This window comes from Amaricoccus sp. B4 (assembly GCF_043226085.1).
GTDB lineage: Bacteria > Pseudomonadota > Alphaproteobacteria > Rhodobacterales > Rhodobacteraceae > Amaricoccus.
This window is the reverse complement of the sequence record NZ_CP171226.1, coordinates 163,317-190,210: the sequence shown is the minus strand read 5'-3', so window position 1 is coordinate 190,210 and position 26,894 is coordinate 163,317. Positions and strand designations below refer to the sequence as shown.

25 protein-coding genes are annotated in these 26,894 nt (G+C 70.5%); 17 read left to right on the top strand and 8 right to left on the bottom strand.

What is annotated here, in order from left to right; all coding sequences use genetic code 11:
* The first annotated feature begins 44 nt into the window (after positions 1–44).
* The 7 genes from ACF66B_RS19685 (at position 45) to ACF66B_RS19655 (ending at position 7,252) form a co-directional block, all read left to right on the top strand.
* Entirely contained in the window at positions 45–548 is a 504-nt protein-coding gene (locus tag ACF66B_RS19685; RefSeq protein WP_111430587.1) for a TRAP transporter small permease, read from the top strand.
* On the top strand, positions 545–1,822 hold the full coding sequence (locus tag ACF66B_RS19680) for a TRAP transporter large permease (protein ID WP_111430586.1): 1,278 nt from the start codon (positions 545–547) through the stop codon (positions 1,820–1,822). Before ACF66B_RS19685 ends, ACF66B_RS19680 begins: the two co-directional genes overlap by 4 nt.
* A 1-nt stretch (position 1,823) precedes the next feature.
* Complete coding sequence (locus tag ACF66B_RS19675; RefSeq protein ID WP_111430585.1) at positions 1,824–2,864, top strand: L-idonate 5-dehydrogenase; 1,041 nt, start codon at positions 1,824–1,826, stop codon at positions 2,862–2,864.
* 23 nt (positions 2,865–2,887) lie between these two features.
* Positions 2,888–4,096, top strand: a complete 1,209-nt coding sequence (uxuA, locus tag ACF66B_RS19670; RefSeq protein WP_111430584.1) for a mannonate dehydratase — start codon at positions 2,888–2,890, stop codon at positions 4,094–4,096.
* Positions 4,093–5,550, top strand: coding sequence for a mannitol dehydrogenase family protein (locus ACF66B_RS19665; protein ID WP_111430583.1), 1,458 nt, complete (start codon positions 4,093–4,095; stop codon positions 5,548–5,550). The genes uxuA and ACF66B_RS19665 overlap by 4 nt, the downstream gene beginning before the upstream one ends.
* The gene (locus tag ACF66B_RS19660; RefSeq protein ID WP_111430582.1) at positions 5,547–6,476 is read left to right on the top strand and encodes a sugar kinase; all 930 of its coding nucleotides are present in this window, start codon (positions 5,547–5,549) and stop codon (positions 6,474–6,476) included. Before ACF66B_RS19665 ends, ACF66B_RS19660 begins: the two co-directional genes overlap by 4 nt.
* Positions 6,477–6,658: 182 nt before the next feature.
* The gene (locus ACF66B_RS19655) at positions 6,659–7,252 is read left to right on the top strand and encodes a GDSL-type esterase/lipase family protein (RefSeq protein ID WP_111430581.1); all 594 of its coding nucleotides are present in this window, start codon (positions 6,659–6,661) and stop codon (positions 7,250–7,252) included.
* A gap of 14 nt (positions 7,253–7,266) precedes the next feature.
* On the opposite strand, the gene ACF66B_RS19650 is transcribed toward ACF66B_RS19655, so the two are convergent.
* The 5 genes from ACF66B_RS19650 to ACF66B_RS19630 form a co-directional block, all read right to left on the bottom strand.
* Positions 7,267–8,280, bottom strand: a complete 1,014-nt coding sequence (locus ACF66B_RS19650; protein ID WP_111430580.1) for an FAD:protein FMN transferase — start codon at positions 8,278–8,280, stop codon at positions 7,267–7,269.
* A complete protein-coding gene (locus ACF66B_RS19645) occupies positions 8,261–10,468 on the bottom strand; it encodes a PepSY domain-containing protein (protein ID WP_111430579.1) in 2,208 nt (735 codons plus the stop codon). The genes ACF66B_RS19650 and ACF66B_RS19645 overlap by 20 nt, the downstream gene beginning before the upstream one ends.
* A gap of 14 nt (positions 10,469–10,482) precedes the next feature.
* Complete coding sequence (locus ACF66B_RS19640) at positions 10,483–10,956, bottom strand: DUF2271 domain-containing protein (protein WP_111430578.1); 474 nt, start codon at positions 10,954–10,956, stop codon at positions 10,483–10,485.
* Between the two features lie 47 nt (positions 10,957–11,003).
* A complete protein-coding gene (locus ACF66B_RS19635; protein ID WP_111430577.1) occupies positions 11,004–11,357 on the bottom strand; it encodes a hypothetical protein in 354 nt (117 codons plus the stop codon).
* A 109-nt stretch (positions 11,358–11,466) separates the two neighbouring features.
* Entirely contained in the window at positions 11,467–11,754 is a 288-nt protein-coding gene (locus ACF66B_RS19630; RefSeq protein ID WP_111430576.1) for a PepSY domain-containing protein, read from the bottom strand.
* A gap of 145 nt (positions 11,755–11,899) precedes the next feature.
* Between ACF66B_RS19630 and ACF66B_RS19625 the strand changes: the two genes are divergently transcribed.
* The 10 genes from ACF66B_RS19625 (at position 11,900) to ACF66B_RS19580 (ending at position 23,583) form a co-directional block, all read left to right on the top strand.
* Complete coding sequence (locus ACF66B_RS19625; protein ID WP_111430575.1) at positions 11,900–12,559, top strand: response regulator transcription factor; 660 nt, start codon at positions 11,900–11,902, stop codon at positions 12,557–12,559.
* Positions 12,556–13,917: an ATP-binding protein gene (locus ACF66B_RS19620; RefSeq protein ID WP_111430574.1), complete on the top strand. Its 1,362-nt coding sequence runs from the start codon at positions 12,556–12,558 to the stop codon at positions 13,915–13,917. The genes ACF66B_RS19625 and ACF66B_RS19620 overlap by 4 nt, the downstream gene beginning before the upstream one ends.
* Before the next feature lie 306 nt (positions 13,918–14,223).
* On the top strand, positions 14,224–15,912 hold the full coding sequence (locus ACF66B_RS19615) for a glycerol-3-phosphate dehydrogenase/oxidase (protein ID WP_111430573.1): 1,689 nt from the start codon (positions 14,224–14,226) through the stop codon (positions 15,910–15,912).
* Entirely contained in the window at positions 15,909–17,402 is a 1,494-nt protein-coding gene (locus tag ACF66B_RS19610) for an FGGY-family carbohydrate kinase (RefSeq protein ID WP_111430572.1), read from the top strand. The genes ACF66B_RS19615 and ACF66B_RS19610 overlap by 4 nt, the downstream gene beginning before the upstream one ends.
* 51 nt (positions 17,403–17,453) lie before the next feature.
* On the top strand, positions 17,454–18,734 hold the full coding sequence (locus ACF66B_RS19605; protein ID WP_111430571.1) for a sugar ABC transporter substrate-binding protein: 1,281 nt from the start codon (positions 17,454–17,456) through the stop codon (positions 18,732–18,734).
* A 61-nt stretch (positions 18,735–18,795) separates the two neighbouring features.
* On the top strand, positions 18,796–19,668 hold the full coding sequence (locus tag ACF66B_RS19600) for a carbohydrate ABC transporter permease (protein ID WP_111430570.1): 873 nt from the start codon (positions 18,796–18,798) through the stop codon (positions 19,666–19,668).
* The gene (locus ACF66B_RS19595; RefSeq protein ID WP_111430569.1) at positions 19,656–20,474 is read left to right on the top strand and encodes a carbohydrate ABC transporter permease; all 819 of its coding nucleotides are present in this window, start codon (positions 19,656–19,658) and stop codon (positions 20,472–20,474) included. Before ACF66B_RS19600 ends, ACF66B_RS19595 begins: the two co-directional genes overlap by 13 nt.
* An 11-nt stretch (positions 20,475–20,485) precedes the next feature.
* Entirely contained in the window at positions 20,486–21,580 is a 1,095-nt protein-coding gene (locus tag ACF66B_RS19590; protein WP_111430568.1) for a sn-glycerol-3-phosphate ABC transporter ATP-binding protein UgpC, read from the top strand.
* Between the two features lie 4 nt (positions 21,581–21,584).
* Complete coding sequence (locus ACF66B_RS19585; RefSeq protein WP_392664959.1) at positions 21,585–22,604, top strand: hypothetical protein; 1,020 nt, start codon at positions 21,585–21,587, stop codon at positions 22,602–22,604.
* 34 nt (positions 22,605–22,638) lie between these two features.
* On the top strand, positions 22,639–23,583 hold the full coding sequence (locus tag ACF66B_RS19580; protein WP_111430567.1) for a sugar-binding domain-containing protein: 945 nt from the start codon (positions 22,639–22,641) through the stop codon (positions 23,581–23,583).
* A 26-nt stretch (positions 23,584–23,609) separates the two neighbouring features.
* Here ACF66B_RS19580 and ACF66B_RS19575 read toward each other — a convergent pair whose 3' ends face one another.
* From ACF66B_RS19575 to ACF66B_RS19565, 3 genes are read right to left on the bottom strand one after another with little or no spacing between them, the layout of a single operon-like run.
* On the bottom strand, positions 23,610–24,422 hold the full coding sequence (locus ACF66B_RS19575) for a class II glutamine amidotransferase (RefSeq protein ID WP_111430566.1): 813 nt from the start codon (positions 24,420–24,422) through the stop codon (positions 23,610–23,612).
* A 36-nt stretch (positions 24,423–24,458) separates the two neighbouring features.
* Positions 24,459–25,172, bottom strand: coding sequence for a DUF4396 domain-containing protein (locus tag ACF66B_RS19570; RefSeq protein ID WP_111430565.1), 714 nt, complete (start codon positions 25,170–25,172; stop codon positions 24,459–24,461).
* Between the two features lie 4 nt (positions 25,173–25,176).
* Positions 25,177–26,892, bottom strand: coding sequence for a thiamine pyrophosphate-dependent enzyme (locus ACF66B_RS19565; RefSeq protein WP_111430564.1), 1,716 nt, complete (start codon positions 26,890–26,892; stop codon positions 25,177–25,179).
* Positions 26,893–26,894 lie beyond the last annotated feature (2 nt).

Here is a 26,894-nt window from a genome sequence, read left to right as displayed (position 1 = left end):
AAGGGACGCCCGGCCGACCGGCCGCCGCGCGTCAAGGAGGAGTCATGGCCGCACTGATCCGTGCGTTGCAGACATTCCTGAGACTGGGCACCGGCGTGGCGTTCTCGGTCCTGATCGCCGCCGTCACCATCCAGGTCATCGGGCGGGGATTCGTCGGCAGCTCTCCGGTCTGGACGGAAGAGCTCTCGCGCTTTGCCCTGCTCTATCTCGCCGCCTTCGGCTCGGGGCTCGCGCTCTTCACCGGGGATCTCGTCAATGTCGATCTCGCCAGCGAAAGCGCGCCCGGCGCCTGGCCCTGGCGCTTCCGGCTGCTCTCGGCCGTGCTCGTCCTCGGCTTTTGCGCCCTGCTGATCGCCCCGGCCGCGCGCTTCACCCGGATCGGCACGATGCAGACCTCGCCCGCGATGGGCCTGCCGATGAACTGGGTCCACGGCAGCGTCCTGCTGCTGCTTGCAGCCCTTGCGCTCGCCGCCCTTCTGCGCGTTGCGGGCATGCTTTCCGGCGCCGCCGACGGCCGCCCCGAAAAATCCGAGGGAGACATCGAATGAGCCTCGCCGTTCTCGGCCTCACCTTCCTTTTCGGACTGGTGATCGGCATGCCCGTGGCGATCACGCTCGGCCTCTCGTCGCTGGCCTACCTGCTCTGGACCGGCATGCCGCTCGTGGTGATCCCGCAGAAGATGTATGCGGGCATCGACAGCTTCGTGCTGCTCTGCATCCCGGGCTTCATCCTGGCCGGCAACCTCATGAACGGCGGCGGCATCACCGGCCGGATCATTCGCTTCGCGCAAGCCATGGTCGGCTGGATCCGCGGCGGCCTCGCCCAGACCAATGTCGCCTCCTCGATGCTCTTCGGCGGCATCTCCGGCACCGCGGTCGCCGACGCCGCCTCCATCGGCGGGATGATGATCCCCGGCATGAAGAAGGCCGGTTATCCCGCTGATTTCTCGGCCGCCGTCACCGCGGCCTCCTCGACCGTCGGGCCGATCATACCACCCTCCGTGCCGATGATCATCGTCGGCTCGCTCGCGGGCATCTCGGTCGGCAAGATGTTCATCGCGGGCGCCGTGCCCGGCCTGCTGCTCGGCGGAGCGATGATGGTCACCACCTACATCATCGCGCTCCGGCGCGATTTCCCGCGCCAGCCCTGGCAGGGCTGGGGCGAGCTGGGCTCGGCCTTTCTCGGCGCGTTCTGGGCGCTGGCGATGACAGGGCTCATCGTCGGCGGGATGCTCTCGGGCTTTGTCACGCCCACCGAAACCGCGGTCGTCGCCTCGATCTACGCCATCGTCGTCGGCGCCTTCATCTACCGCGAGCTGCCGCTGCGCGCGGTGCCACGCATTCTCGTCAACAGCGCGGTCTCCTCCGCGGGCATCCTCGTCCTCGTGGGCACCGCGAATGTCTTCGGCTGGATCCTCGTCAGCGAGCGCATTCCGCAGATGATCGCCGATGCGGTGCTTTCGGTCACCGACAACAAGTTCCTGGTGATCCTGCTCATCAACCTGATCCTGCTCGTCGTCGGCATGTTCATGGAGACGATCGCGGCGCTCATCATCCTCTTCGTGCCGCTGATGACCCTGGCGCAGGGCGTCGGGATCGAGCCGCTGCATTTCGCGGTCTTCGCGGTCCTGAACCTCATGATCGGGCTCACCACCCCGCCGGTCGGCGTCTGCATGTTCGTCTGCGCCAATATTGCCCGGCTGCCGCTTGCCCCGGTGATCCGCGCCCTGGTGCCCTACCTCGCGACCAACATCTTCGTGCTGCTCCTCGTCTCCTACATCCCGGCGATCAGCACCTTCCTGCCTTCCCTGATGGACAAGTGACATGAGCGATCTCGCCTGCCGCCTCTATGCGGCCCATGACCTGCGGATCGAGGATCTGCCCGATCCTGAGACATCCCCCGACACCGCCATCGTCCGCGTCGCCCGCGGCGGCATCTGCGGCTCTGACCTGCACTACTACCACGACGGCGGCTTCGGCCCGATCCGGGTCAGCGAGCCGATCATCCTCGGCCACGAGGCCGCCGGCGTGATCGAGACCGCGCCGGACGGTTCCGGCCTGCGCCCGGGCCAGCTCGTCGCGCTCTGCCCCTCCCGGCCCTGCGGCACCTGCGAATTCTGCCGTGCGGGCCTCGAGCGACACTGTCTCCACATGCGCTTCAACGGCTCCGCCCTGCGGGTGCCGCACGAGAACGGCCTCTTCCGCACCCGGATCGCCCATCCCGTCGCGCAATGCCTCCCCCTGCCCGAAGGCATCGGGGCGGAGGCCGCGGCGGGCGCCGAGCCGCTCTCGGTCTGCCTGCATGCGCTCAACGTCGCCCCGCCGCTCGAGGGGGCACGGGTGCTGGTGACGGGCGCCGGGCCGATCGGGGCGATCTGCACCGCGCTCGCCCGGCTGCGCGGTGCGGCGGAGATCGTGGTGACCGATGTGCAGGATTTCACCCTCGGGATCGCCGAACGCCTCGGCGCGGACCGGGTGGTGAACGTCGCGCGCGACGCCGATGGCCTCTCGGATCTCACCGAGGGCAAGGGCCGGATCGACATCGTGCTCGAATGCTCGGCCAATGCCCATGCCATCGCCCAGGCCGTCGGCGTCACCCGTCCGCAGGGAACCCTCGTGCAGATCGGCGTCGCAGGGCCGACGCCCCTGCCCCTCAACCAGATCGTCGGCAAGGAGCTGCGGCTCCTCGGCACCCACAGGTTCGACACCGAATTTGCCGAAGCCGTGCGCATGATCGGGGCGGGTGAGATCGACCTTGCACCGATGGTCACGCAGGTTCTGCCTGCCCGCGAGGCGGTCCGGGCCTTCGATCTTGCCGGGGACCGCGCGCAGGCGGTCAAGGTGCAACTGGATTTCGCGGCCTGACCGGCGCGCGCAAGGAGGTTACGATGCGGCATACATGGCGCTGGTTCGGCCCGAACGACCGGGTTTCCGTCGACGACATGCTTCAGGCAGGCGTCCGGGGCGTGGTCACCGCGCTCCACCACCTGCCCACCGGCGAGGTCTGGTCGCCCGAGGAGATCGCCCGGCGGCAGCAGCAGCTCGCGGTGATGCACGACGGCAGCCCCTCGGGGCTCGGATGGGAGGTCGTCGAGAGCCTGCCCGTCAGCGAGGCGATCAAGACACAGAGCGGTCCGTGGCGCGAGCATGTCGCGAACTGGATCACCTCGCTCGGCCACCTCAAGGCGGCGGGCATCGAAGTCATCTGCTACAACTTCATGCCGGTGCTCGACTGGACCCGCACCGATCTTGCCTGGCGTCGCCCGAACGGGGCGACCTGCATGCGCTTCGACTTCACCGATTTCGCGGCCTTCGACATCCATATCCTGCAGCGGAAGGGTGCTGCGGAGGATTTCCCCGAGGAGATCCGCGAGGAAGCCGCCCGCCGGTTCGCCGAGATGGACGATGCGCGCCGCGAGGCGCTGGCGGGCAATGTCGTCTTCGGCCTGCCGGGTGCGGCGGAGCGCTTCAGCCTCGAGGATGTGCGCGCGCTGCTCGAAAGCTATGCGCCGGTGACGGAGGCGGTGCTGCGGCGCAATTTCCACGATTTCCTCGAGATGGTCGTGCCGGCCGCGGAGGAGCTCGGGCTCCGGCTCTGCTGCCATCCCGACGATCCGCCCTTCGGTCTGCTCGGCCTGCCGCGCATCATGTCGACCGAGACCGACTATGCCGAACGCGTGGCGGCGGTCGATCTGCCGGCCAACGGCATCACCCTCTGCTCGGGCTCGCTCGGGGCGCGCCCCGACAATGATCTGCCCGGCATGATGGAGCGGCTCGGGGACCGGGTGCATTTCCTGCACCTGCGCAACGTCCGGCGCGATGGCGATGCGATCCGCGGCTCGTTCTTCGAGGACGAGCATCTGGGCGGCCAGACCGACATGGTCGCGCTCGTCGCCGCGGTGCTCAGGGAGGAAGCACGGCGGCGAGAGGCGGGACGGGCCGATGCCGAGATCCCGATGCGCCCCGACCATGGCCAGGACATCCTCGACGACATTGGTCGCGGCGGCCAGCCGGGGTACCCCGCGATCGGCCGCCTGAAGGGGCTTGCCGAACTGCGCGGGGTCGAGGCCGCGCTGCTGCACCGGGGCGTGGCATGAACCCGCGCCTCAGTGGCACGGAGGATCTGCCCTCCGGTGTCGAGGTTCCGCGCTACGATCGCGCGGCGCACGGGGTCGGGATCCTGCATCTCGGCCTCGGAGCCTTCCACCGCGCGCATCAGGCGGTGGCGACGGATGATGCCCTCGCCTCGGGCGGCGGCGACTGGCGGATCCTGGGGGCGAACCTCCGGAGCCGCGAGATCCCCGACGCGATGGCGGCCCAGAACGGTCTCTATACCGTGCTGGTCCGCGGGCCGGAAAACCGCGCCCGGGTGATCGGCGCCCACGGCCCGACCCTCGGCGGCGATCCGGCGGCGATCCTCGAGGCGGCCTGCGACCCCGCGATCCGCATCCTCTCGCTCACCGTCTCGGAAAAGGCCTACGGCATCGACCGCGCGGCGATGGATGCTGACGAGACCCATCCGGCTGTTGCCGCCGACCTCAGGGCGCCCGAGGCCCCCACCGGCGTGCTCGGGCTCATCACCGCGGCCCTTGCCGCGCGCCGCGCGGCGGGGATTGCGCCCTTCACCGCGCTGAGCTGCGACAACCTGCCCGACAACGGCCCGCTCCTGCGCGCGGGCGTGCTGGGCTTTGCCCGGCGGAGAGATCCGGCGCTGGCGGACTGGATCGCGGAGAACGTCGCCTTTCCGGCCACCATGGTCGACCGGATCACGCCCGCGACCACGGCCCGCACCCTGGCCGATGCCGAGGCGCTCACCGGCCGCAGCGATCCGGCCGCGGTCGAGACCGAGCCCTTCAGCCAGTGGGTGATCGAGGAACAGTTCCCGCAAGGCCGGCCGCTCTGGGAAGCGGGCGGCGCCGAATTCGTGGCCGATGTGCGGCCGCATGAGGCGATGAAGCTCCGGCTGCTCAACGGGTCGCATTCGCTCATCGCCTATGCCGGGCAGCTGCTCGGGCTCGAGTTCGTGCGGCAGGCGGTCGCCGACCGGCCGCTGGCCGCCCAGATCGTGCGGCTCATGGCGGCGGCGGGGACCACCCTGCCGGGCAATGCCGGCCTTGACCCGGACGCCTACGGGCGGGCACTGATGGAGCGTTTCGCAAACCCTGCCATCGACCACCGGACCCGACAGATCGCCATGGACGGCACCGAGAAACTGCCCCAGCGCTGGTTCGCGCCCGCCGCCGGGATCCTGCGCGCGGGCGGGGATCTCCGGCCCCATGCGATGGCGAGCGCGATCTGGCTGGCCTGGCTCGGGCGGCTGGCGGCGCGCGAGGAGACACCGGACGATCCCCGCGGCGCGGTGTTGCGCGACCTTGCCCGCGCCGCAGGGGCGGATGATGCGGCGCTTGTGCGGTCGGTTCTCGGCCTTCCCGGTCTTGCGCCTGCGGAACTCGTGGAGGCCCCGGCCTTTGCCGAAGCCGTCATTGCCCGCCTTGCCCTGATCCGCCGCGAGGGGCTCGGGGCGGCGCTTGCACGGGACGACGCCGCATGACCCGCCCCCTGATCCTCTCGATCGGCGAAGCCATGGTCGAGCTTTCCCGCGCGGCGGGGAGCGATGCCAGCCTCTGGCGGCTGGGGATCGCGGGCGACACGCTCAACGCCGCCTGGTATCTGCGGCGGCTTCTGCCGCGGGACTGGCGGGTGGGCTATTTCAGCCGGGTCGGCACGGGCGAGTTTTCCGACCGGATGCTGGCCTTCCTTGCCGAGGAAGGCATCGAGAGCGCACATGTCGGGCGCGATCCCGCGCGCGAGATCGGGCTCTATGCGATCGCGCTCAGGGATGGCGAGCGGAGCTTCAGCTACTGGCGCGACAGTTCGGCCGCCCGCGGGCTCGCCGACGATCCGGTGGCGCTGGCCGCGGGGCTCGAGGGCGCGACGGTCGCGCTGCTCTCCGGGATCACGCTCGCGATCCTGCCGCAGGCGGGGCGCGAGGCCCTGCGGGCGGCGCTCGCCGGGGCGCGGGCGGCGGGGACGCGGGTGGTCTTCGATCCGAACCTTCGGCCGCGGCTCTGGGCCGATGCGGCGACCATGCGTCGCGAGGTCGAGGCGATGGCGGCGCTCACGGACATCATGCTGCCGAGCTTCGATGACGAGCGGACCCATTTCGGCGATGCCGATACCGGGGCCACGGTGGCGCGCTATCTGGATCTCGGGGCGCGGCAGGTGGTGGTGAAGAACGGCGGCGATCCGGTCCGTTTCGGCGGGGCCGAGGGCACGGGGCTGGTCGAGGGGCTCGAACGCGCGGTGCCGGTCGATACGACCTCGGCGGGCGACAGTTTCAATGCGGGCTATCTCGCCGCCCGCGAGCGCGGCGCGGAGATCGACGAGGCGATCCGGCAGGCCCATGAGGTGAGCCGGATCGTGATCCGGCACCCGGGCGCGCTGGTGCGGGAAGCGGTGCCGGATATGGCGGTCTGAGGCCCAAAAAACGGCCTGACGCCGGGGCGTCGGGGGTGTGAAAACAGGGCGTTTCACCGTGAAAACCGGATTTTCGCGTTGGAATTGTTGAATATTTCAGTAAACAAATCATGAATCGGCGGGCTTGCACGCAGGACGCGGGCCGGGCCCGCCAAAGGCGACAGAAGAGGGAGGAGCCGGGCATGCGGGCCTGTTTCATCGGCGACAGCTTCACGCATGGCGTGGGCGATGCCGCGGGGCTCGGCTGGCGCGGGCGGGTCGTCGCGCGGATGCAGGCCGGGGTGCCGGACCTGACCGCCTATGATCTCGGTATCCGGCGCGACACCAGCGGCGATATTCGCAGGCGCTGGGAAGCGGAGGCCTTGGCGCGGCTGGCGGCGGGGTTCCGGCACCGGCTCGTCTTCTCTTTCGGGACCAACGATTGCGCCGATGACGGGACGGGCGCGGCGCGGGTGCCGATGGCCGAGAGCCTGGGCCATGCCGATGCGATCCTCGCCCGCGCCGCCCGGATGGCGCCCACCCTGCTGATCGGGCCGCCGCCGGTGCTCGACGATCCGGCCGCGGATGCGCGCATCGCGCGGCTCGAACCGGAGCTTGCCACGGTGGCGGGGCGCCATGGCGTGCCGTTCCTGCCGGTCTTCGAGGCCCTGCGGCAGGATGCGGCCTGGCGCCAGAGTGCTGCGGCGGGCGATGGCACGCACCCCGATGGCGCGGGCTATGCCGCCCTCGCCGCGCGGATCTGGGACTGGCCCGCCTTCCGGCACTGGGCGGGCTGAGCGCGCGCCCCGGTTCAGGCCGCGGGGTGCGCCGGCATGGCACCGGAGGGTGCGGCCGGGGGCAGGTCTTCGGCAAAGAGCGGGCCGATGCCGCGGGCCTCGATCCGGCCTTCGGCATCCCGGAGCAGGAAGAGCGCGTCGAGCCCGCGGGCGCGGGCGCAGGCGGACCCACGCTCCGCCCCCATCACCATGAGGGCGGTGGCCCAGGCATCGGCTTCGGCGCAGGTGCGGGCGACGACGGTGACCGAGGCCGGAGCATCGACGAGCGGCGCGCCGCGGCGGGGGTCCATGCTGTGCGACAGTCGGCGGCCGCGCACCTCGACCCAGTGCCGGTAATCGCCCGAGGTGGCGACGGCGGCATTCTCGAGCGCGAGGATGGCATGGGGCGCGCGGCGCTCCGGGTCGGGGGCCTCGACGGCAATGGTCCAGGGGGTGCCGTCGGGGCGGAGGCCCGTGGCGCGCATCTCGCCGTCGATGCCCGCCAGCGCGGCCCGGATACCGAAGCCCGCGAGCACCTCGATCAGGCGGTCGGCGCCGTAGCCCTTGGCGATGCCGTTGAGATCGAGGCGGAGGGGCGCATGCTTGCGCACGCGGGCGGCTGCGACATCGATCTCCAGCGCATCGGCGGCGGGCCAGCGCGGCCCGGCCATCGCGGCACGGATCCGGGCGGGGTCGGCCGCGTCGGGGCCGAAGCCCCAGGCGGTGACGGCATCGCCCATCGCGATGTCAAAGGCGCCTTCGGAGGCGCGGCCGATCTCGAGCCCGAGGCCGAGCACGGCGAGAAGCCGCGCGGGCACCGGCACCCAAGCGCCGGGGGCGGCGGCATTGAGGCGCATGAGATCGCTTTCCGGCTTCCAGGTCGACATCTGGGCATCGACCTCCGCCACCGCGGCCTGAAGCGCGGCGCGGACCGGTTCGGGATCGAGGCCGGGGTCTGCGTGGAAGAGCGCGGACCAGCGGGTGCCCATGGTGGGGCCGTTGAGCGCGATGCGCCGGAGGCCGGCGGTTTCAGTAGATGTCTTCGACATAACGTCCCTCTGCCTTGAGCGCGACCGGCGAGAGGCCGGAGGGCGCGAGGATTTCGGTGAGCGCCTCGGTCACGCCCGCGGCCATGTCCCGCCCGCCGCAGACCATGATGCGCGCGCCCTCCCGGATCAGCCGGGCGACCTCGAGCCCTTCGGCGCGGAGCGCGTCCTGGACATAGCGCGGGCCGGGGCGGCGCGAGACGGCGGTGACGATCCGGGCGAGGCGGCCGTCGGCCTGCCAGCCGGGGAGCTCGCCGCCGTAGAGGAAGTCGCTGCCGGGATGGCGCATGCCGAAGAAGAGGTGGACGGCGCGCCGCCCGGCATTGCCGCGGATGAAGCCCGCGAGCGGGCCGATGCCGGTGCCGGCACCGATGAGGATGAGGGGTGCTGTGCCGCGGCCGGTGCGGAAGCCCGGGTTGGGCCGGAGGAAGCCCGGCAGGCTGTCGCCCGGCGCGAGCGCGTGGAGCTGGCCCGAGCAGAGGCCGCCGGGGTGCTTGCGCACGACGATCTCGATGAAGCCGTCGCGGCGGCCGGAGGCGAGCGAGTAGAAGCGGGGCACCGCCGCGCCGTCGGGCAGGATCCCGAGGAGGTCGCCCGCATGGAAGCGGCCGAAGCCGCGGCCGGTGAGGCGCTGGCGGAGCGGCACCTGCGGCAGGGCGAAGCGCAGGATGGCGGTGGGCGCGCCGACCTCGGTGCCGTAGTCGCGGCGCGAGACGAGGGTGAGCGCCGCTGCCGCGGGGCGCTCCGGCTGGTGGGCGAGCTCGAGCGGGAAGCCGAGTGCCGCGCCGAGATCGCGGCCCCAGCGGGCGAAATCCTGCGGCGACTGGCGGTCGACGGTGGCGGGCGGCAGGAGCTCCGGCCAGCCCTGCGCGGCGGCGGCCTCCGACACGCTGCGGGCAAAGCCGCAATAGGCCGGGAAGCTGCGGTCGCCGAACCCGAGCACGGCGAGCGGGATCCCGGGCCGCGCTTCGGCGCGGGCGAGGCGCGCGAGGAAGCCCCTGGCGGAGGCGGGCGCCGCGCCGTCGCCGTAGGTGGCGGTGAGGAGGAGGATGCGGCGGGCCTGGGTGTAGCGGGCCGGATCGAAGGCCGACATCGGCGCGATGTGGACGGTTTCGCCCGCCGACGTCAGCGCCGCGCGCAGCGTTGCGGCAAAGCCCCAGGTGCTGCCGCCTTCGCTGCCGACAAGGAGGATGGTGCCGGCGCGGGAGGCGGGCTGGTTGCCGCGGAGGCGGGGGCGGCCGCGGCGGCCCGCCTGCCAGAGCAGGACGCCGGTCGCGGCCATCACCGGCACGCCGAGCGCCATCAGCCCGAGGACGAGACCGAGCGCCGCCGCGCCCTGGCCGGTGTGAAGCCGGTAGATCGTCTCGGAGACGCGCTCCCAGCCGGAGAGGCCCGCCCAGGCGAGCTCGGCGCCGGTGCCCTGGTCGATATAGCCGGTGCCGCTGTCGGTGCGCAGGGTGAAGACATCGGTCGCATCGCCCGGATAGGGGAAGGAGAGCTCGCGAAGGTCGGAGACCGGCGTGGCGGCGAGCCGCGCCATCCCGGCGACGGGGGCGCCGGTCTGGCCGCTCACCGCCGCGGGAAAGGCGGGCTCGGAGGCCGCGTCGGGCAGGAGGCCGAAGGTGGAGGCGGTCATCCAGAGCGCGGTGAGCGCGGAGAAGGCGAGACCCGCGACGCTGAAGCGCGCGATCTCGATGTGGAGCCGGGCGGCCAGCGGCCCGCGGAGGGGCGCGAACCAGTGCCGCCATCCCCCGGCGCGGCGGGCGACGAGGCTGGCGCCCGAGGCTGCGAGGACGAGCAGCGCCGCCGCCCCCGCCGCCATCGCGAGCCGCCCGGCATCGCCGAGGAAGAGCGAGCGGTGGAGGTTGGTGAGCCAGCGGAGCAGCGGGTCGGGATCGGCGGAGGCGACGGGTGCGCCGGTCGCGGGGTCGATCACGGCCGCGCCCGGCGTGCCATCCTCGAACCAGAAGGCGGTGATCCGGCCCGAGGGCGCGCGCCGGACCTGTTCGAGGCCGGGGATCGCGGCCTCGATGCGCGGGACGAGCTCCGCCACGCTCATCTCCGCCGCGCCCCCCGGTGCGGCAAGGCGCTCGGCGGCGGGAAAGAGCGAGAGCGCGGCCCCGCTCAGGGAGAGCACCAGGACGAGGGCCAGTGCGAGAAGCCCCGGCCAGCGGTGAAGCGCGCGGATCATCGCCCCCTCCCCCCTCACATGCCGTATTCGAAGCTGGCGATGTAGCGGCGGCCGGGGACCGGCGTGCCTGCGCCCTCGCGCGTCAGCGGCACCGCGATCTCGTTGGGGCTGTCGCGCATGTCCTCGACGGCGGCGTCGATGTGGAGCGTGTAGCCCGCATCGAAGAGCGCGTCGGCGAGATCGAGGGTGATCTCGAGCGTGCGCCCGGCCCCGACGCTCGCGCCGGTGATGCCGTTGATCTGGGCCGGATCGCCGCCGGTGGCGCGGAACCAGTCGGTGAGGTGCTTGTAGTATTTCGACTTGCCGCCCGCCATCCAGAGGCTGCCGGCATAGGCGCCCTGCGGATCGGTGACGTAGAGCACGAGATAGGCGCCGTCGCCGCCATAGGCGTTGAGCGTCGTGGTGAGCGTGACCGGACGGGCGGAGACGGCGACGGCGGGAAGCGTGAGGGCGGTGGTGAGCGCGAGCGCTGCGAGAACGGATTTCATCGGGAACTGCCTTTCATCGGGAAAGCGGACGGGGTGCGGGCCGGGCCTCAGTTCACCTGCGCCTTCGGTGCGGCACCGGGGGCGAAGAGGCCGTTCTGCGGCGGGGCGACCGTGCCGGCCGGAGCGGGATTGCCGCCGCCACGGCAGGCGGTGCCGCGGCAATCGTCGTCATCGTCGTCATCATCATCGTCGTCGTCATCGTCGTGGCCGCGGCGGTGATGGGTGTCGTCATCGTCATCGGCGCTGGCGAGGAGGAGGCGAAGCTCGCGGAGCTCGTCCTCGAGGGCGGCGAGCGCATGACCGGCGGGATCGGCCGGGCGCTGCGCGAGGCTCCAGGCGGGAATGGCGATGGCGGCGGTGAGCGCGGTCGTCGCGGCGAGGATGGTGATCTTCTTCATCATGGCGGGGTCTCCCTTGGCTTTCGATGCGGAGAGACTGGAGCGGCCACCTGAGGGTTTGCTGACGGGCGCGCGGTTTCCGCTTCAGCCTCCCGTCAGGAACGGGCCGGCCTCAGTGGTGGCCGGAGTGCGCGTCCTCGTATTCCAGCTCGATCACCTGGAGCGTCTCGGGATGGACCGTCACCTCGATCGGGCGGCCGGTGGCATCGCTCCCGTCGATCTCGTAGCAGCCGTCGTCGATCTTGATCCGGCGCACCGTCCAGCCGTTTTCCTCGGCGAGCCGGGCAACCGCGCTCCGTGGCTGCCAGTCGGCCATCGGCACGAAACAGTCGTCATCGGCAAGCGCTGCGGCCGCCGGCAGGGCGGCGAGAACGCACAGAATTGCGGTCGTCGTCTTCATGGGCCAATCTCCGGGTTGCGGCCAGTGTTGCGCGGACCTTGCGCGGTGAAGCTGACGGGAGCCTGAAGCCCGGAGGCTGCCTCCGTCAGCATCGCGTCAGTCCCGGAGGCGACAAGAACGAAACGGCCGGAAGGAACGGGACAAGATGCGCATCCTGCTGATCGAGGACGATACCGTGCTGGGGGGCGCCGTGCGCGACCAGATCGCGGGCGACGGGCATTCGGTGGACTGGGTCACCCGGCTCGATGCCGCTGCGGATGCGATGGCGGGTGCCGCGCATGACCTGATCCTGCTCGATCTCATGCTGCCCGACGGCCGGGGCATCGGGTTTCTCAAGGCGCTGCGGGCGCGGGGGAGCGTGACGCCGGTGATCATTCTCACCGCGCTCGATCAGGTCTCGGACCGGATCGAGGGGCTCAATGCCGGGGCGGACGATTACCTCGTCAAGCCCTTCGATCTCGCCGAGCTTTCGGCCCGGATCGGCTCGGTGGCGCGGCGCTACAGCGGCAATCCGAACCCGATCATCACCCATGGCGGGCTCGAGATCGACCTCGCCGCCCGCAGCATCCGCCGCGACGGCCGGCCGGTCCAGCTCACCGCGCGGGAATGGGCGCTCTTCGAGGCCTTTCTCGCCCGCCCCGGCCAGCTCCTCTCCAAGCCGCAGCTCGAGGAAAAGCTCTATTCCTTCGATGTCGAGGTCGAGAGCAACACGATCGAGGTGCATGTGAGCCGGTTGCGCAAGAAGCTCGGCACGGGCGTCATCGAGACCGAGCGCGGCCTCGGCTACCGGCTCGGCGCGCCGTGAGGGGGCCGCGCAGCCTTCAGGCCCGGCTCGGGCTCACGCTCGGCCTGCTGCTGACGCTGCTCTGGCTCGGGGCGGCGACGGTGACGGCGCTGTTGCTGCGCGGCGAGATGAACCGGGTGTTCGATTCCGCGCTGCAGGAGACGGCGGAGCGCATCCTGCCGCTCGCCGTGCTCGATATCGTCGATCGCGAGGAGGATGGCGTCACCCAGCGGCTCGCCGCGATCCGGGAGCATGACGAGTTCTTCACCTATGTGGTGCGTGATGCCGAGGGGCGGATCCTGCTGCAGTCCCATGCCGCGGATCCGGCGGATTTCCCACCCTACGACGGCCGCGGCTTTCGCCAGACAGGGGCCTTCCGGCTCTATAGCGACGAGGCGCTCCGGGGGACGGTGCGGATCACCGTGGCCGAACCGCTGGCGCATCGGGCGGCGCTGGCGCGCGAGATCCGCATGGGGCTCGGGTTGCCGCTTCTCGTCGTCCTTCCGGTGGCGCTTGCGGTGATCGCCCTCGCGGTGCGGAGAAGTTTCGCGCCGCTCCGGCGGTTTCGCGAGCGGCTGGCGGCGCGCACCGCGCGGGACCTCTCGCCGGTTCCGGCCGGGGATCTGCCGGCCGAGATCGCGCCGGTGGCAGCGACCCTCAACTCGCTGCTCGCCCGGCTCAAGTCGGCCTTCGATGCCGAGCGCAGCTTTGCCGCCAACGCCGCGCACGAGCTCCGGACGCCGCTGGCGGGCGCGATCGCCCAGGCCCAGCGGCTGCGGGTCGAGACCGCCGACGATGCGGTGGAGCGGCGCGCGGCGGATATCGAGGCCACGCTGAAGCGCCTCACCCATGTCTCGGAGCGGCTGATGCAGCTTGCGCGCGCCGAAGGCGGGCGGCTGCGGCTCGACGGCACCACGGATCTCCGTGGCGTGCTCAGGGTGGTGGCGGAGGATATTGCGCGGGCCGCGCCGGGCGGGCGGGTGGAGCTCGCGCTCCCCGAGGCGCCGGTGGTCTCGGATCTCGACCCGGACGCCTTCGCGATCCTCTGCCGCAACCTCATCGACAATGCCCTGCGCCATGGCGCGGCGGCGGGGCCGGTCGAGGTGCGGCTCGACGCCGACGGCCTGCTCACGGTTGCCAATGACGGGCCGGTGGTGTCGCCGGAGATGCTGGCGCGGCTCACCGGGCGGTTCGAGCGCGCGGCCGGCGGTGCGGAGGGCAGCGGGCTGGGGCTTGCCATCGTCGCGGCCATCGCCGGGCGGATCGGCAGCCCGCTCGCGCTGGAATCGCCCCGCCCGGGCCGCGCCTCGGGCTTCGAGGCACGCCTCCGGATGCCGCTCGCCGGCGATGCGGCCCCCTCCGGGGCAGGAAGCCTCTGACCCTTCCGGTTGAGTGCGCTCCGATGGCTGTGGGGCGGCCCGCGTCGGCCGCTCGCCGGGCGTATCTGGGCGTCATACCCATCTGAAGATATAAAACTATCACACTGGAAAATAACATAATTTCTCCTTTTTGTTCCGGGAACCCGCGTCGTGTTTGCAGTGCGCGGTAGCCTCTTTCCGCGCCTTTTCTCGCCGGATCGGCCCTGTCGCAGTCCGTGCAGGTAGCTTTATTTGTGATACCCTATGTTGACAAAAGTAAATTCCGATGCATTGTCGCGGGACCTGCTTACGGAAAGCCCGAGCGCGATGATCAGACACGAGACCACCCCTTCCCTGCCCGATGCGCGCGACGCGGCGTTCGACCGGCTTGCGCGCCTTGGTGCGGCCGACGTGCTGATCCTCGGCGGCGGGGTGAACGGGGCGGGCACGCTGCGCGATCTCGCGCTCAACGGCGTCTCGGCAGTGCTGATCGACAGCGGGGATTTCTGCGGGGGCGCGAGCAGCGCCTCGAGCCGGATGGCCCATGGGGGCCTGCGCTATCTCGAGGGCCGCGAGTTCCGGCTGGTGGCCGAAGCCGCGCACGAGCGGAACCTGCTGCTGCGCCAGGCGCCGCATCTGGTGCATCCGCTGGAGATCGTCGTGCCGCTGCGCACGCTCACCGGCGGCTTCTTCCGCGCCGTGATGCGGTTTCTCGGGCTCTCGCGGCAGGCGGGGCCGCTGAGCCTTGCCGCGCTCGAGGGCGCGCTGGTGCTCTACGAGATCTTCGGACGGCTCGACCGGACGCTGCCGCGGTTCCGCACCCTCCTGCGCCGCCGCCGCTTCCCGGCCGGGCTCGCGCGCGAGACGCGGGCGGTGGTGAGCTATTACGATGGCCAGATCCTCAACCCCGAGGGGCTGGTCTTCGAGATCCTCGCCGACGCCACGCGGGCCGGAGACGCCGCGGCGCTCAATCACATGGACTGGGCAGTGCTGCCCGACGGGGCGTTCGAGCTCAGGGACCGCGAGACCGGACGGAGCGCCATCGTGCGGCCGAAGGTCGTCATCAACGCCGCCGGGGCCTGGATCGACGCGGTGAACGGGCGGCTGGGGCTCGAGACGGCGTATGTGCGCGGGGTGAAGGGCGCGCATCTGGTGATCCGCAACGAGCGCCTGCGGGCGCGGATGGCGGGGCGCGCGTTCTATTTCGATGACGGCAGCGGACGGATGGTGATCTGCCTGCCGGTGGGCGAGACGATCCTGATCGGGACGACCGAGGTCGAGACGCGCAACCCCGACGACCGTGAGGTCGCGGGCGACGAGATCGGCTATCTCCTGCGGGCGCTCGGCGGCCTCTTCGAGGACATTCCGCTCGGGCCCGAGGATGTCGCGGCGGTGACGACCGGCATCCGGCCGCTGCAGGCCGGGGGCGGCGCCAATGCGACCCAGGCCGCGCGCGACCATGCCATGACCGAGGACCGGATGCCGGGCGCGGCCGGGGCACCGGTGCTCTCGCTCATCGGTGGCAAGTGGACGACCTTCCGCTCTTTCGCCGAGCATGCCGCCGACCGGGCGCTGGCGCTGCTCGAAAAGCCGCGGCATGTCTCGACCCGCAGCCTCTCCTATCCGGGCGCGAAGCCCGTGCCGCCCAAGGCGCTGGCACAGGAGACGGGGCTGGCCGAGGCCCGCGCCAGGGCGCTCCTCGCGCGCTATGGCGGCGTCGCCCGCGAGGTGGCGCTGCATTGCGCCGCCGGGCCGGACCGGCCGGTCGAGGGCGCGCCGGAGCTGAGCCTCCGCGAGGTCGAATGGCTGATCCGGTGCCGCGCGGCGCGGACGCTCGAGGATCTTCTCCTGCGCCGCACCCGCCTTGTCTATTCGGGCAGGCTCGCCGCCGAGACCGTCCGCGATCTGGGCGCGATCCTCGCGGGGACGCTCGGCCGGGATGCGGAGTGGCGCGCGGCGGAAATCGGCCGGGCGCTCGCCGATCCGCGCATCATGGGCCCGGAGGCGGCGCAATGACCGCCGCGGCTCTCCCCCTCGTTCTCGCCATCGATGCGGGCGGCACGGCCGTCAAGGTCTCGCTCATCGACACGGCCGGCCGGATCGTGGCCGGCAAGGCCGCGGATGTGCGGACGGATTTCCTGCCGGACGGGCGGGTCGAGCGCGATCCGGAAGCCTTCTGGACCGCGACGGCCAAGGCGATCCGCGCCGCGGTCGACACCACCGATCCCGACCGGATCGCCGCCATCGGCTGCACCGGCTTCGGCAACGGCGTCTTCCTCACCGATGCCGATGGCCGGGGCACGCGGCCGGGCATCGTCTCGGTCGATCACCGGGCGCAGGGGCTGGTGGACCGGCTTGCGGCCGAGGGGCGGGCCGATGCGCTCGCCGCGATCAGCCGCCATCGGCTCTGGGGCGGACAGACGCTCACCCAGATCGCGCATCTCCGCCATGCCGAACCGGAGGTGATGGCGCGGACCCGCTGGGCGCTTGCCTGCAAGGATTTCATCCGCCTGCGCCTCACGGGCGAGGCCTTCACCGATCCGACGGATGCGAGCGGCGGCGGGCTCATGGCGCTTGCCGAGGGCACCTACGGCCGGGCGCTCTTCGACGGGCTCGAGATGGGCGATGTCTGGGAGAAGCTGCCGCCGATCGTGGAGAACTCCGCCATCGGCGGGCGGGTGAGTGCGCGGGGCGCGGCCGAAACCGGGCTCCGGGCCGGCACGCCGGTCGCGGGCTCGATGATGGATGTCGCCGCCTGCGCGCTCGGCGCCGGGCTCATCGACCAGAGCGCGCTGGTGATGATCGCCGGCACCTGGTCGATCAACTGCGTCGAGACCGATGCCGAGGACCGCGGCGCGCCGCCGATCCTCAACATGCTTCACCGCGACCGCGCCTGCCGGCTTGTGGCGGAGGGGAGCCCGAGCTCGGCCGCCAATCTCGGCTGGTATCTCGACCGCGCGATGGGCCGGGCGATCTCGCCGGCGGAGGCCAGCGCGCGCGTGGCGCAAAGCCCGGTCGAGGCGCGGCGCTGCCAGTTCCTGCCCTTCGTCCACGGGCCGGCGCCGCGGCGGGGCGCCTTCGTCGATCTCGGCGCGACCGATGACGACGGCACGATGCTCCGGGCGATCTGCGAGGGCGTCGCCTTCCAGCACCGGGTGCATGCCGAGGAGATCCTGCCGCATGTCGGCGGGGTCTGGCCCGAGACGATCCGGCTCGCGGGCGGCGCGGCGCGCTCCGAGCCCTGGGCGCAGATCTTCGCCGACATCTGCCAGCGTCCGGTGGAGGTCTCGGAGGCCGAGGAGGTCGGCACGCTTGGCGCCGCGATCTGCGCCGCCGTCGCGGGCGGGCTCCACCCCGATCTCGTCACCGCCGCGCAGGCGATGACCCGCGTGCGCCGCCGGCATCTGCCCGACGCGCGCCACGCCGATTTCTACGAGGAGCGGTTCAGGGAATTCCTGAGGCTCGACAAGGGCATGATGGCCCTGCTCGCGCGGCCCGGCGGCTGAAGTGCGCCGAGGCTCCGGACAAAAGAAAACCTGCACAGGGAGAGATCAACCATGACGTCACGAAACTTCCTCCTGGGGACGGCCTGCCTCGCGCTCCTGCCCGCGATGGCGCTGGCCCAGGACGCGGCCGAATGCAAGGGCAAGGTGCCGACGCTCAACGTGATCGGCCAGGGCATGCCCTCGGTCACGGCGCTCGACAAGTTCCTGCCGGAATTCGACGAGAAATGGGGCACGGAGGTGAAGATCACCCTGCTCGGCGAGAACGAGCGCCGGGCGAAGTCGCGCCTCGATGCCTCGACCGGCGCGGGCGCCTATCAGGTGCTCTACATCGACGAGGCGAACCTCGCCGAATATGCGACTGCGGGCTGGGTCTATCCGCTGGCGGACGTGGTGCCCGCCGACTACGATCTCGCCGATTTCCGCGTCGATCTCGCCAATGTCTCCTCCTATGACGGCGTGCAGTATTTCGCCCCCTTCGTCGGCGGCGGCGACGTGATGATCTATCGCAAGGACATTCTCGAGGAGAAGGGCATCGCGGTGCCGCAGACCCTCGACGAGCTCGTCGCCGCGGTGAAGGCCACCACCGATCCCGAGGCGGGCATCTATGGCTGGACCGCCCGCGGCCAGCGTGGCTCGGGCATGAACGTCTGGCGCTGGACCCCGTTCTTCCGCGGCCTCGGCGGCGAGTGGCTCGACGGCGACATGCCCGCCTTCAACTCCGAGAAGGGCGTGGAGGCGACCGAGGTCTACATGGACCTGATGAGCTACGGGCCGCCGGGCGTGGGCACGTTCAACTGGTCGGACTCGGTCGAGGCCTTCCGGGGCGGCCAGGTCGCGCTGGTGATCGAATCCGACGTCTTCGGCCCCTGGATGGAAGATCCGGAGAAATCGCAGGTCGCGGGCAAGGTGGGCTATGCCCCGCCCCCCGAGCCGCTGCCCTCGGCGGGCTGGGCGCATGGCTGGGCGGTCTCGACCGCGGGCGCCAAGGACGACTGCACCAGGGCCGTGGCAGGTGATTTCGTCGGATGGGCCACGTCGAAGGACATGGAGATGCGCCGTCTCGAGGCGGGCATCGCCTCCGACATCGGCCGCACCTCGACGCTCCAGAGCGAGGCCTTCCGCGCCGCGGTGCCGCAGGACTACATCGACGCGCTGCTCGCGACCGGGCCGCGCACCAGCCTGCTCATCATGGCAAACCCCGCCTGGCCGGAGATCGGCGACACGCTCGGGCTTGCCCTCGAGGAGCTCTTCACCGGCACGCGCACCGACATCCAGGGCGCGCTCGACGAAGCCGCCTTCGACGCCGAGGACAGCCTCGCCCGCGTCAAGTGACCGCCTGCCCGGCCTGCTCCCCGCGGGGGGCGGGCCGGGACCGCATATTCCTGGAGGGGCAATGACCCGAAAGCACTTCGTCTTCTGGACGCTGGCGCCTGCGACCGTGGTGCTGGCCTCGCTGGCGCTCGTCTCCATTGCCGGTGCCGTCTGGTTCTCGCTGATGAACCGGACCCTGCGCTCGCCGGACTACGAGTTCGTCGGCGCCTACAACTACCTGCGCCTGCTGCGGGACAGCCGTTTCTTCAACGCGCTGCAGATCTCGGCGATCTGGGAGATCGTCACCGTCACCGGCACGCTGGCGCTCGCGATCGTGCTGGCGGTGCTCGTGCATGAAACGGTGAAGAGCCCGCTCCGGCGCAACCTCATCTGCTTTGCCTTTCTCGCCCCGGTGTTGCTGCCGCGCGTGGCCGCGGCCTTCATCTGGCGCTTTCTCTACTCGCCGTCGCTGGGCCTGCTGAACTATCTTGCCGGTCTTCTGGGCCTCGGGCCGATCGAGTTCCTGGCCGATCCCTCGATCGCGCTCCTCTCGGTGGCGGTGGTCGATATCTGGCAGTGGGGGCTCTTCTTCACCGTGATCCTGGTGAAGCTGCTCGAGACACTGCCGAAGGATCCGATCGAGGCGGCGATGCTCGACAACGCGAGCCTCTGGCAGATCCATGCCTATGTGACGCTGCCGATGCTCAAGGCGCCGCTCATCTCGCTGGTGCTGGTCAAGGCGGTGGAATCGCTCCGCTCCTTCGACCTCATCTTCGTGATGACCGGCGGCGGCCCCGGCAAGGCGACCGAGACGCTCGATCTCTACGCCTACCAGAGCGGCATCAATCTCGGTGGGCGGGTTTCCTATGCCTCGGCGATGTCGATCCTGCTGCTGATCGTCACCACCATCGCCTTCACCATCATCTGGCGTGCGGGGAAGAAATGGGCCGGCTGATCTCAAAAAACCTGGCGCGGACCGTACTCGTGCTCGTCGTGCTCGTGGCGCAGATGCCGATCCTCTGGACGCTGCTCGGGGCCTTCAAGTCGCTGCGCGACATCGTGACGCCGGTGCCGAAGCTCTTCTTCACGCCGACGCTCGAGAATTTCGCCACCATCCTGCACAACCCGACGATCCGTGACGGGCTGCTGCATTCGGTGATCGTCGTCTCGATCGCGGTGGCGCTCGGCGCGATCCTCGGCATCCCGGCGGCCCACACCCTTGCCCGCCACGCGCGGCGTTGGGGCCCGGACATGCAGTTCTTCGTGCTCTCGCTGCGCTTCATGCCGCCGGTGGCGATCGCGATCCCGTTCATCGTGATCTATCTCGACCTCGGGATCTACGACACGCTCTTCGGGCTCATCCTCGTCTATCTCGTCACCACCGTCTCGACGACGATCTGGCTCGCGGTGCCGGCCTTCGAGCGGGTGCCGCGCGAGATCGAGGAAGCCGCGGCGATGGAGGGCTGCTCGGACGCCGAGATCTTCTGGCGCTTCTCGCTCCCCATCGCGGCACCCTCGCTCTTCGGGGCGCTGGTCTTCACCTTCGTCCTGGTCTGGAACGAGCTCCTGCTTGCGCTCACCCTTGCGGCCCAGAACGCGACGCTGCCGGTGGTGGCGGCCTCGATCACCTCGCTCGGCAAGGAAGTGCCCTGGGGGGTCATCAACGCGGCAACGGTCGTGCTCGTGCTCCCGCCCCTCGTCTTCATCGGCCTTCTCATGGGCGTCATCAATTCCATGGTTCGCGGCGGCGGGCCGAAATAGGACAGTCACTCATGGCGAATATCTCCTGTTCCAGCATCACCAAGGCCTACGGCACGCATACGGTGATCGAAGGGCTCGACCTCTCCATTCCCGACCACGAGTTCGTCGTCTTCCTCGGCCCCTCGGGCTGCGGCAAGTCCACAATGCTGCGGATGATCGCGGGGCTCGAGGAGGTGACCTCGGGCAACGTGGTGATCGACGGAACCGATGTCACCCACCTCGCGCCCGGTGCGCGGGGGGTGGCGATGGTCTTCCAGTCCTATGCGCTCTATCCGCACATGACGGTGGCGGAGAACATCACCTTCGGGGTGCGCCGCCAGGGCGTGCCGAAGCCCGAGATCGCACGGCGGCTGAAGGACGTGGCGCAACTCCTCGGTCTCGAACCGTTTCTCGAGCGCAGGCCGAAGAACCTTTCGGGCGGCCAGCAGCAGCGGGTCGCGATGGCGCGGGCGATGATCAAGACGCCCAAGGTCTTTCTCTTCGACGAGCCGCTCTCCAACCTTGACGCGAAGCTGCGCGAGAAGCTCCGCACCGAGATCCGCAAGATGCATCTGGCGCTCAAGACCACGACGATCTTCGTCACCCATGACCAGCTCGAGGCGATGACCATCGCCGACCGGATCGTGCTGATGCGCGCCGGCCAGATCGAGCAGCAGGGCACGCCCGACGAGATCTTCGACCGGCCCGCGACGCGCTTCGTGGCCGATTTCATAGGCTCGCCCACGATGAACTTCCTGCCCGCCTCGATCGAGCGGATGGGCGAGGCGCTCACCGCCGCGGCGGGGCCGATCCACATCAGCCTGCCGCCGGAGCGGTTTTCAGGCCTCAAGACCGGTCAGCAGGTCGAGCTCGGCCTCCGTCCGGCGCGGATGGATCTCGCCCCGGAGGGCAGCGCCAACCTGCTCGAGGGCCGGGTCGTGCTCATCGAGAACATGGGCAGCGAGGGCCAGGTGATCGCCGATGTGCACGGAACCGAGATGTCCTTCGTCACCAAGGATTTCCGCTCCGTCCGGCCCGGCGACCGCGTGCGCTTCGCGATCCGCCCCGAACATGTGCATGTCTTCGACCGGGCCTCGGGCCGGTCACTCCTGAACGATGGACTCTGATACCATGACCGCAATGACGCCGCTGGACGGCACCCGCTATCTCGACAAGATCACCCGCATCCGCGCCGGAAACTACCGCAAGGGCGATTTCATGATCGCCGACGCCAAGGACGCCGATCTCTCGGGCGGCGTCGTGACCGCCGGCCGCCGCCGCGATGCCGCGGGCCGGGTGACGGGCAACCGCACGCGCCAGGAGTTTCTCGACCAGATCCGCGGCCTCGTCACCCAGGACAAGGTGGACATCCTGCTCGCCTCCGCCGGGAACATCGAGGTGCTGAACGCCGAGCGGGCCTTCGAGGGCACCGGCATCCTGCCCGCCTTCCGCGCCAACGAGGCGACCGATGTCTGGGGCAACATCCGCGGCGGACGCTATCGCGAGGCCCCCTCGCGGCCGCACCGTGGCGCGAACCTGGCCTTCGCCCCCGCGCCCCTCTGCCTCTACTCCGTCACCTTCAACAACGATGCCGAACGCGATGCGGCGGCCCTCGAGACCTATGCCGCCTTCCGGGCCGAGGCGCGGGCGGCGGGCGTGATGCATTTCCTCGAGGTCTTCAATCCCAATCTCGACCTCGGCTTCGGTGCGGCCGAAACCGGGGCCTATGTGAACGACTGCATCCTGCGGGGGCTCGCGAGCCTCACCCGCGCGGAGCGGCCGGAATTCCTCAAGGTCGCCTACAACGGGCCGGAGGCGCTCGAGGAGCTTGCCGCGCACGACACCAGCATGGTCGTCGGGGTGCTCGGGGGCGGCAGCGGGACGCATCGCGACACCTTCGAGCTCGTGGCCCAGGCCGAACGCCATGGCGCGCGCATCGCGCTCTTCGGCCGCAAGATCAACAGCGCCGAGGATCAGCCCGCCTTCATCGACTGGATGCGCCGGGTGGCCGATGGCGAGGCGGATCCCGCGGAGGCGGTGCGCGGCTATCACGGCGATCTCGCGAAACGCGGCCTCACGCCCGATCGCGAACTGGACGCTGACCTGCGCGTCACCGAAGATGTTCTCCGCCCTGCAGCCAAGGCGGCCTGATTTCCAGGCCGGGCGCAGCAAGCCGGGAGTCAGAATGACACGCATCAATCATCCCTCCGACAGGGCGGTGGCCGAAGTCGCCTGGCTCTATTTCGTCAAGAACATGACGCAGGGCGAGATTGCAAAGACGCTCGGCCTGTCGCGCCCGACCATCATCAGCTACCTCCGGCTCGCCAAGGAGCGCGAGATCGTCTGCATCAAGATCGCGGGCGAGCATTTCAGGATCAACTCGCTGGCCGACAGCCTCAAGTCGCGCTTCGGCCTCGAGACGGTGCAGGTGATCCCGGACAACGGGCTCACGGGCGAGCCCTTGGCCCGGCAGGTCTGCGAGGCGGCGGCGCAGGCGCTCCCCGATTTCGTCGCGCCGGGCGACGAGCTGGGGGTGAGCTGGGGCCAGACGGTCTGGTTCGTCTCCGAGAGCGTGCCGCGCTGGCCGGTGGGCGATCTGGTGATCCGCCAGCTCATCGGCTCGATGGCGAACCCGGTGCTGCCGACCTCCGAGAGCTGCTCGACCGAGATCGCCCGGCGCCTCTCGGCCTTCTGCGTCAACCTCAACGCCCCGGCGGTCTGTTCGACGGCGGAGCTGGCTGCGGCCCTGATGGCCGAGCCGATCATCGCCGAGCAGCTTGCCAATCTCGACCGCTGCAACAAGGCGATCTATTCGCTGAGCCCCTGCACGCCCGACACGCATGTGGTGCAGTTCAAGATCGCCTCGGTGCAGGACATCGCCGATTACGTCGCCCGGGGCGCGGTGGGGATCATCGCGGGCCGCTTCATCGATGCCGAGGGCGCGCCGATCCTCGGCGAGCTCGACGACCGGCTGATCGGTGCGGGCCATGCCACGCTGCGGGCGATGACGGGGTTTCTCGTCGTGAGCGGCCTGGCCAAGCTCCACGCCACAGCCGCCGCGCTCCGCGGCGGCTATGTCGATCACATGGTGGTGGACGCGGTGCTGGCCGAGGCGTTGCTGACAGCCTGAGCGGGGCGCCCCCCCCCCTCGCCCGCTCAGGCCAGGGTGGAGGCTTCGTGGAGGATCATGCCGTCCCGCAGGGCCATGGCGTGGCCTTCAGGAAGCTCCACCCAACCCTCGCCGTTGAGCGGCACGCTCGCAAGCAGGATGGTGCTGCGCGGCAGGTCTTCGATATGGGCGCCCTCGGCATGCCAGTGCGGGCGGCCGGGCTCGCGGCCGAAATGGCGCATGCAGAGCCCGGGCGGGCGCGGCGGGGTGAGGCCCTCAGGGGTCTCGTAGATCCGGCGATGGGCGTGGGCAAACAGCGTCTCGCCATCGTGGAAGAGGAAATTTGCGGAGCCGAGCCCGACCATCTCGGCGCAGAACGCCCGGAAGCGCGCGAAGCGTTCGGCCGTCGCATCCTCCCCGTGCCCCACGCCCTCGAGGCTGCGCAGGAGGATCAGGAAGGCGAGCTCGGAATCGGTGTCGCCGACGCATTCGGCGCGGAGTTCCGCGGCGCGCTCGTCGATCCCCGCCAGCGTGCCGTTATGGGCGAAATGCTGCATCCGCCCGTTCTGCACCCGGCCGAAGGGGTGGGTGTTGGCGAGATGCGGATGCCCGCGCGAGGCGCGCCGGACATGGGCGATGAGGTGGCGGCAGGGGAGCTCGCGGTCGACCACCATGCGGGCGAGCGCGCTGTCGGACGCGGGCCGCGCCTCGCGGAAGACATGGGCGTCGCGATCCTCGGCGAACATGATGCCCCAGCCGTCGCGGTTGCGGTGGCGCTCGCCGCCCTCGCGCGCGAACCGGTCGAGCGTGTATTCGACGACCGCGGGGCGCGAGGCGCTCATGGCGAAGAGTTCACACATCAGCGCTGTCCTTCCCCGCGCGTGGTTCCGGTCATGTCACATCCTTTCCTTCAGGCCCTTGCGGATCAGCCACCAGTTCATCGGATAGGCCGTTGCGAAACCCGCGATCATCGCGAGCTGCATGGTGAACCAGAAGACCGGCGAGGCCGCGCCGGGCTCGGTGCCGAAGATCGGACGATAGACGCCGAAGACCGCGATGGCCATGAGCCCGTACATGCCGACCTGCCAGGCTGTGAGCGAGAGCGTATCGGCCTTGAGCGCGGCCTTGAGCCCGTCGCGGAGGCCGAGGCCCCGCATCGGGGCGATGCTGAAATACTGGAACACGATGCCGATCACGAAGGCGAAGACGAAATCGAGCATCCAGACGGCGAAGATGCGTTCGGAAAACACCGTCTGCCAGCCGAAGGCGAGAAGGACCGCGGGCGCCATGGCGGCGAGGGTTTCGGCCAGGACGTCACCCAGCGTGCAGCCCGAGCCGCAGTGGAGCGCCCCCTTGGCGACCGCGATGGGAAACGGCGTTTCCTGACCGTGACCCTGCATGTGCCCGTGGTCCCGAGGCCGCGGCGCGCGGCCGTGCCGGAGGTAGAACCACAGCAGCGGGAGCGCGCCGAAGAGCGCGCAGAGCGGCCAGACCGCGTTCATGATCGCCATGTGCTGCGGGCGGCGGAGGCAGTCCTGTGCGATCCAGAGCGCGCAGATCAGGGCAGTGGCAATTGAGAGCCACGATACGAGGACGAGGCTCTGCGGCATCGGCTTACTTCAGGAAATTGTTGCGGAGCAGCGCCACGACCTCCTTGCCCCGCCCGCCGAGCACGGCCCTCATGCCGAAGAGCGCGGTGGAGGCGACCTGGGAGGCCTCGATCTTCGGCGGCATGACGAGCTCCATCCGGTTGACCTTCACGTCGAGGAGCGCCGGCCCCTCGGCGTCGAGCCAGCTGCGCATCGCGGTCTCGAGCCCGTCCGCGCTCTCCACCCGCCAGCCGCGCAGGCCGCAGACCTCCGCGAGGTGGCTGAAATCGGGATTGGTGAGGCCGGTGAAGGCATCGAGAAGGCCCTCGACGCGCTGCTCCATCTCGACGAAGCCGAGCGAGCCGTTGTTGAAGACGAGGAGCTTCACCGGCAGCTCCTCCTGCACCAGCGTCAGCAGGTCGCCCATGAGCATGGTCATGCCGCCATCGCCGCAGAGCGCCACGACCTGACGGCCGGGATAGGCCGCGGTGATGCCCATCGCCTGGGGATAGGCATTGGCCATGGTGCCGTGGAGCAGGCTCGTGAGGAAGCGCCGCTCGCCGCGGGCGGTCAGATGGCGCAGCAGCCAGACCATGGGCGAGCCGCCGTCGGCGGTGAAGATCGCATCCTCCGCCGCGAGACGGTCGAGCATCTGCGTCACGAATTGCGGGTGGATGAGCGAGGCATCGCTTTCCTCCGCCTCGTCGGCATAGCCCTCGCGATCGGTCTTCCAGCGCGCGAGCGCCTTCTGCAGGTGGCTGTCGTCGCTGCGTTCGGCGAGCCGCGGAAGAAGCGCCGCGATCGTCGCGCCGACATCGCCGACGAGGCCCATGCGCACCGGCGCGCGGCGGCCGATATGGGTCGGATCCCGGTCGATCTGGATGACATGCTTGCCTTCGGGGTAGTATTGCGTCCAGGCGAAATCGGTACCGAGGCAGAGCATGATGTCGGCGGCGTCGATCGCATCCGCTCCGGCGCGGTTGCCGAGGATGCCGGTCATGCCGACGTTGAAGGGATTGGCGGGCTCGATGAACTCCTTGGCGCGGCTGCTGTGCGCGACGGGCGCCTGCAGCCGTCCGGCTAGTGCCACCACCTCGTCATGCGCGGCGCGGGCGCCGATGCCGGCATAGATCGTCACCGACCCGGCCTCGTTGAGCAGCGCGGCAAGCGCGTCGAGCTCCGCCTCGGACGGGCGGAGGACCGGCTGCGGGCGGTGGACCGCCCAGGCCAGATCGTCGGAAACCGTCTCGGAGAACATGTCGCCGTTGACGATCACCACAGCGACGCCGCCCCTGGTGAGCGCGGCCTGCGCCGCCAGCGTGGTGATGCGCCGGGCCTGCGAGGGGTGCGAGATGTATTCGCAGAAGACACTGCACTGTTCGTAGATGCGCCGCTGATCCACCTCCTGCGGGAAGTTGAGCCCGGTTTCGGTGCGCGCCACATCGGAGGCGATCAGCACGACCGGCGCGCCGTTTCGGTGGCTCTCGAAGATGCCGTTGACGAAATGCAGGCTGCCGGGGCCGCAGGTGCCGGCGCAAAGCGCGAGCTCGCCCGTCATGTAGGCCTCGCCCCCGGCGGCAAGCGCCCCGGCCTCCTCGTGCCGGACATGGAGCCAGCGCAGGTCGGAGCGCCGCACCGCGTCGGTGAAATGGTTGATCGTGTCGCCCACGATGCCCCAGCACCGGCGGGCGCCGGCCTCGTAGAGCGTTTCGGTGACGATGTCTGCCACGGTCTTGGACATGC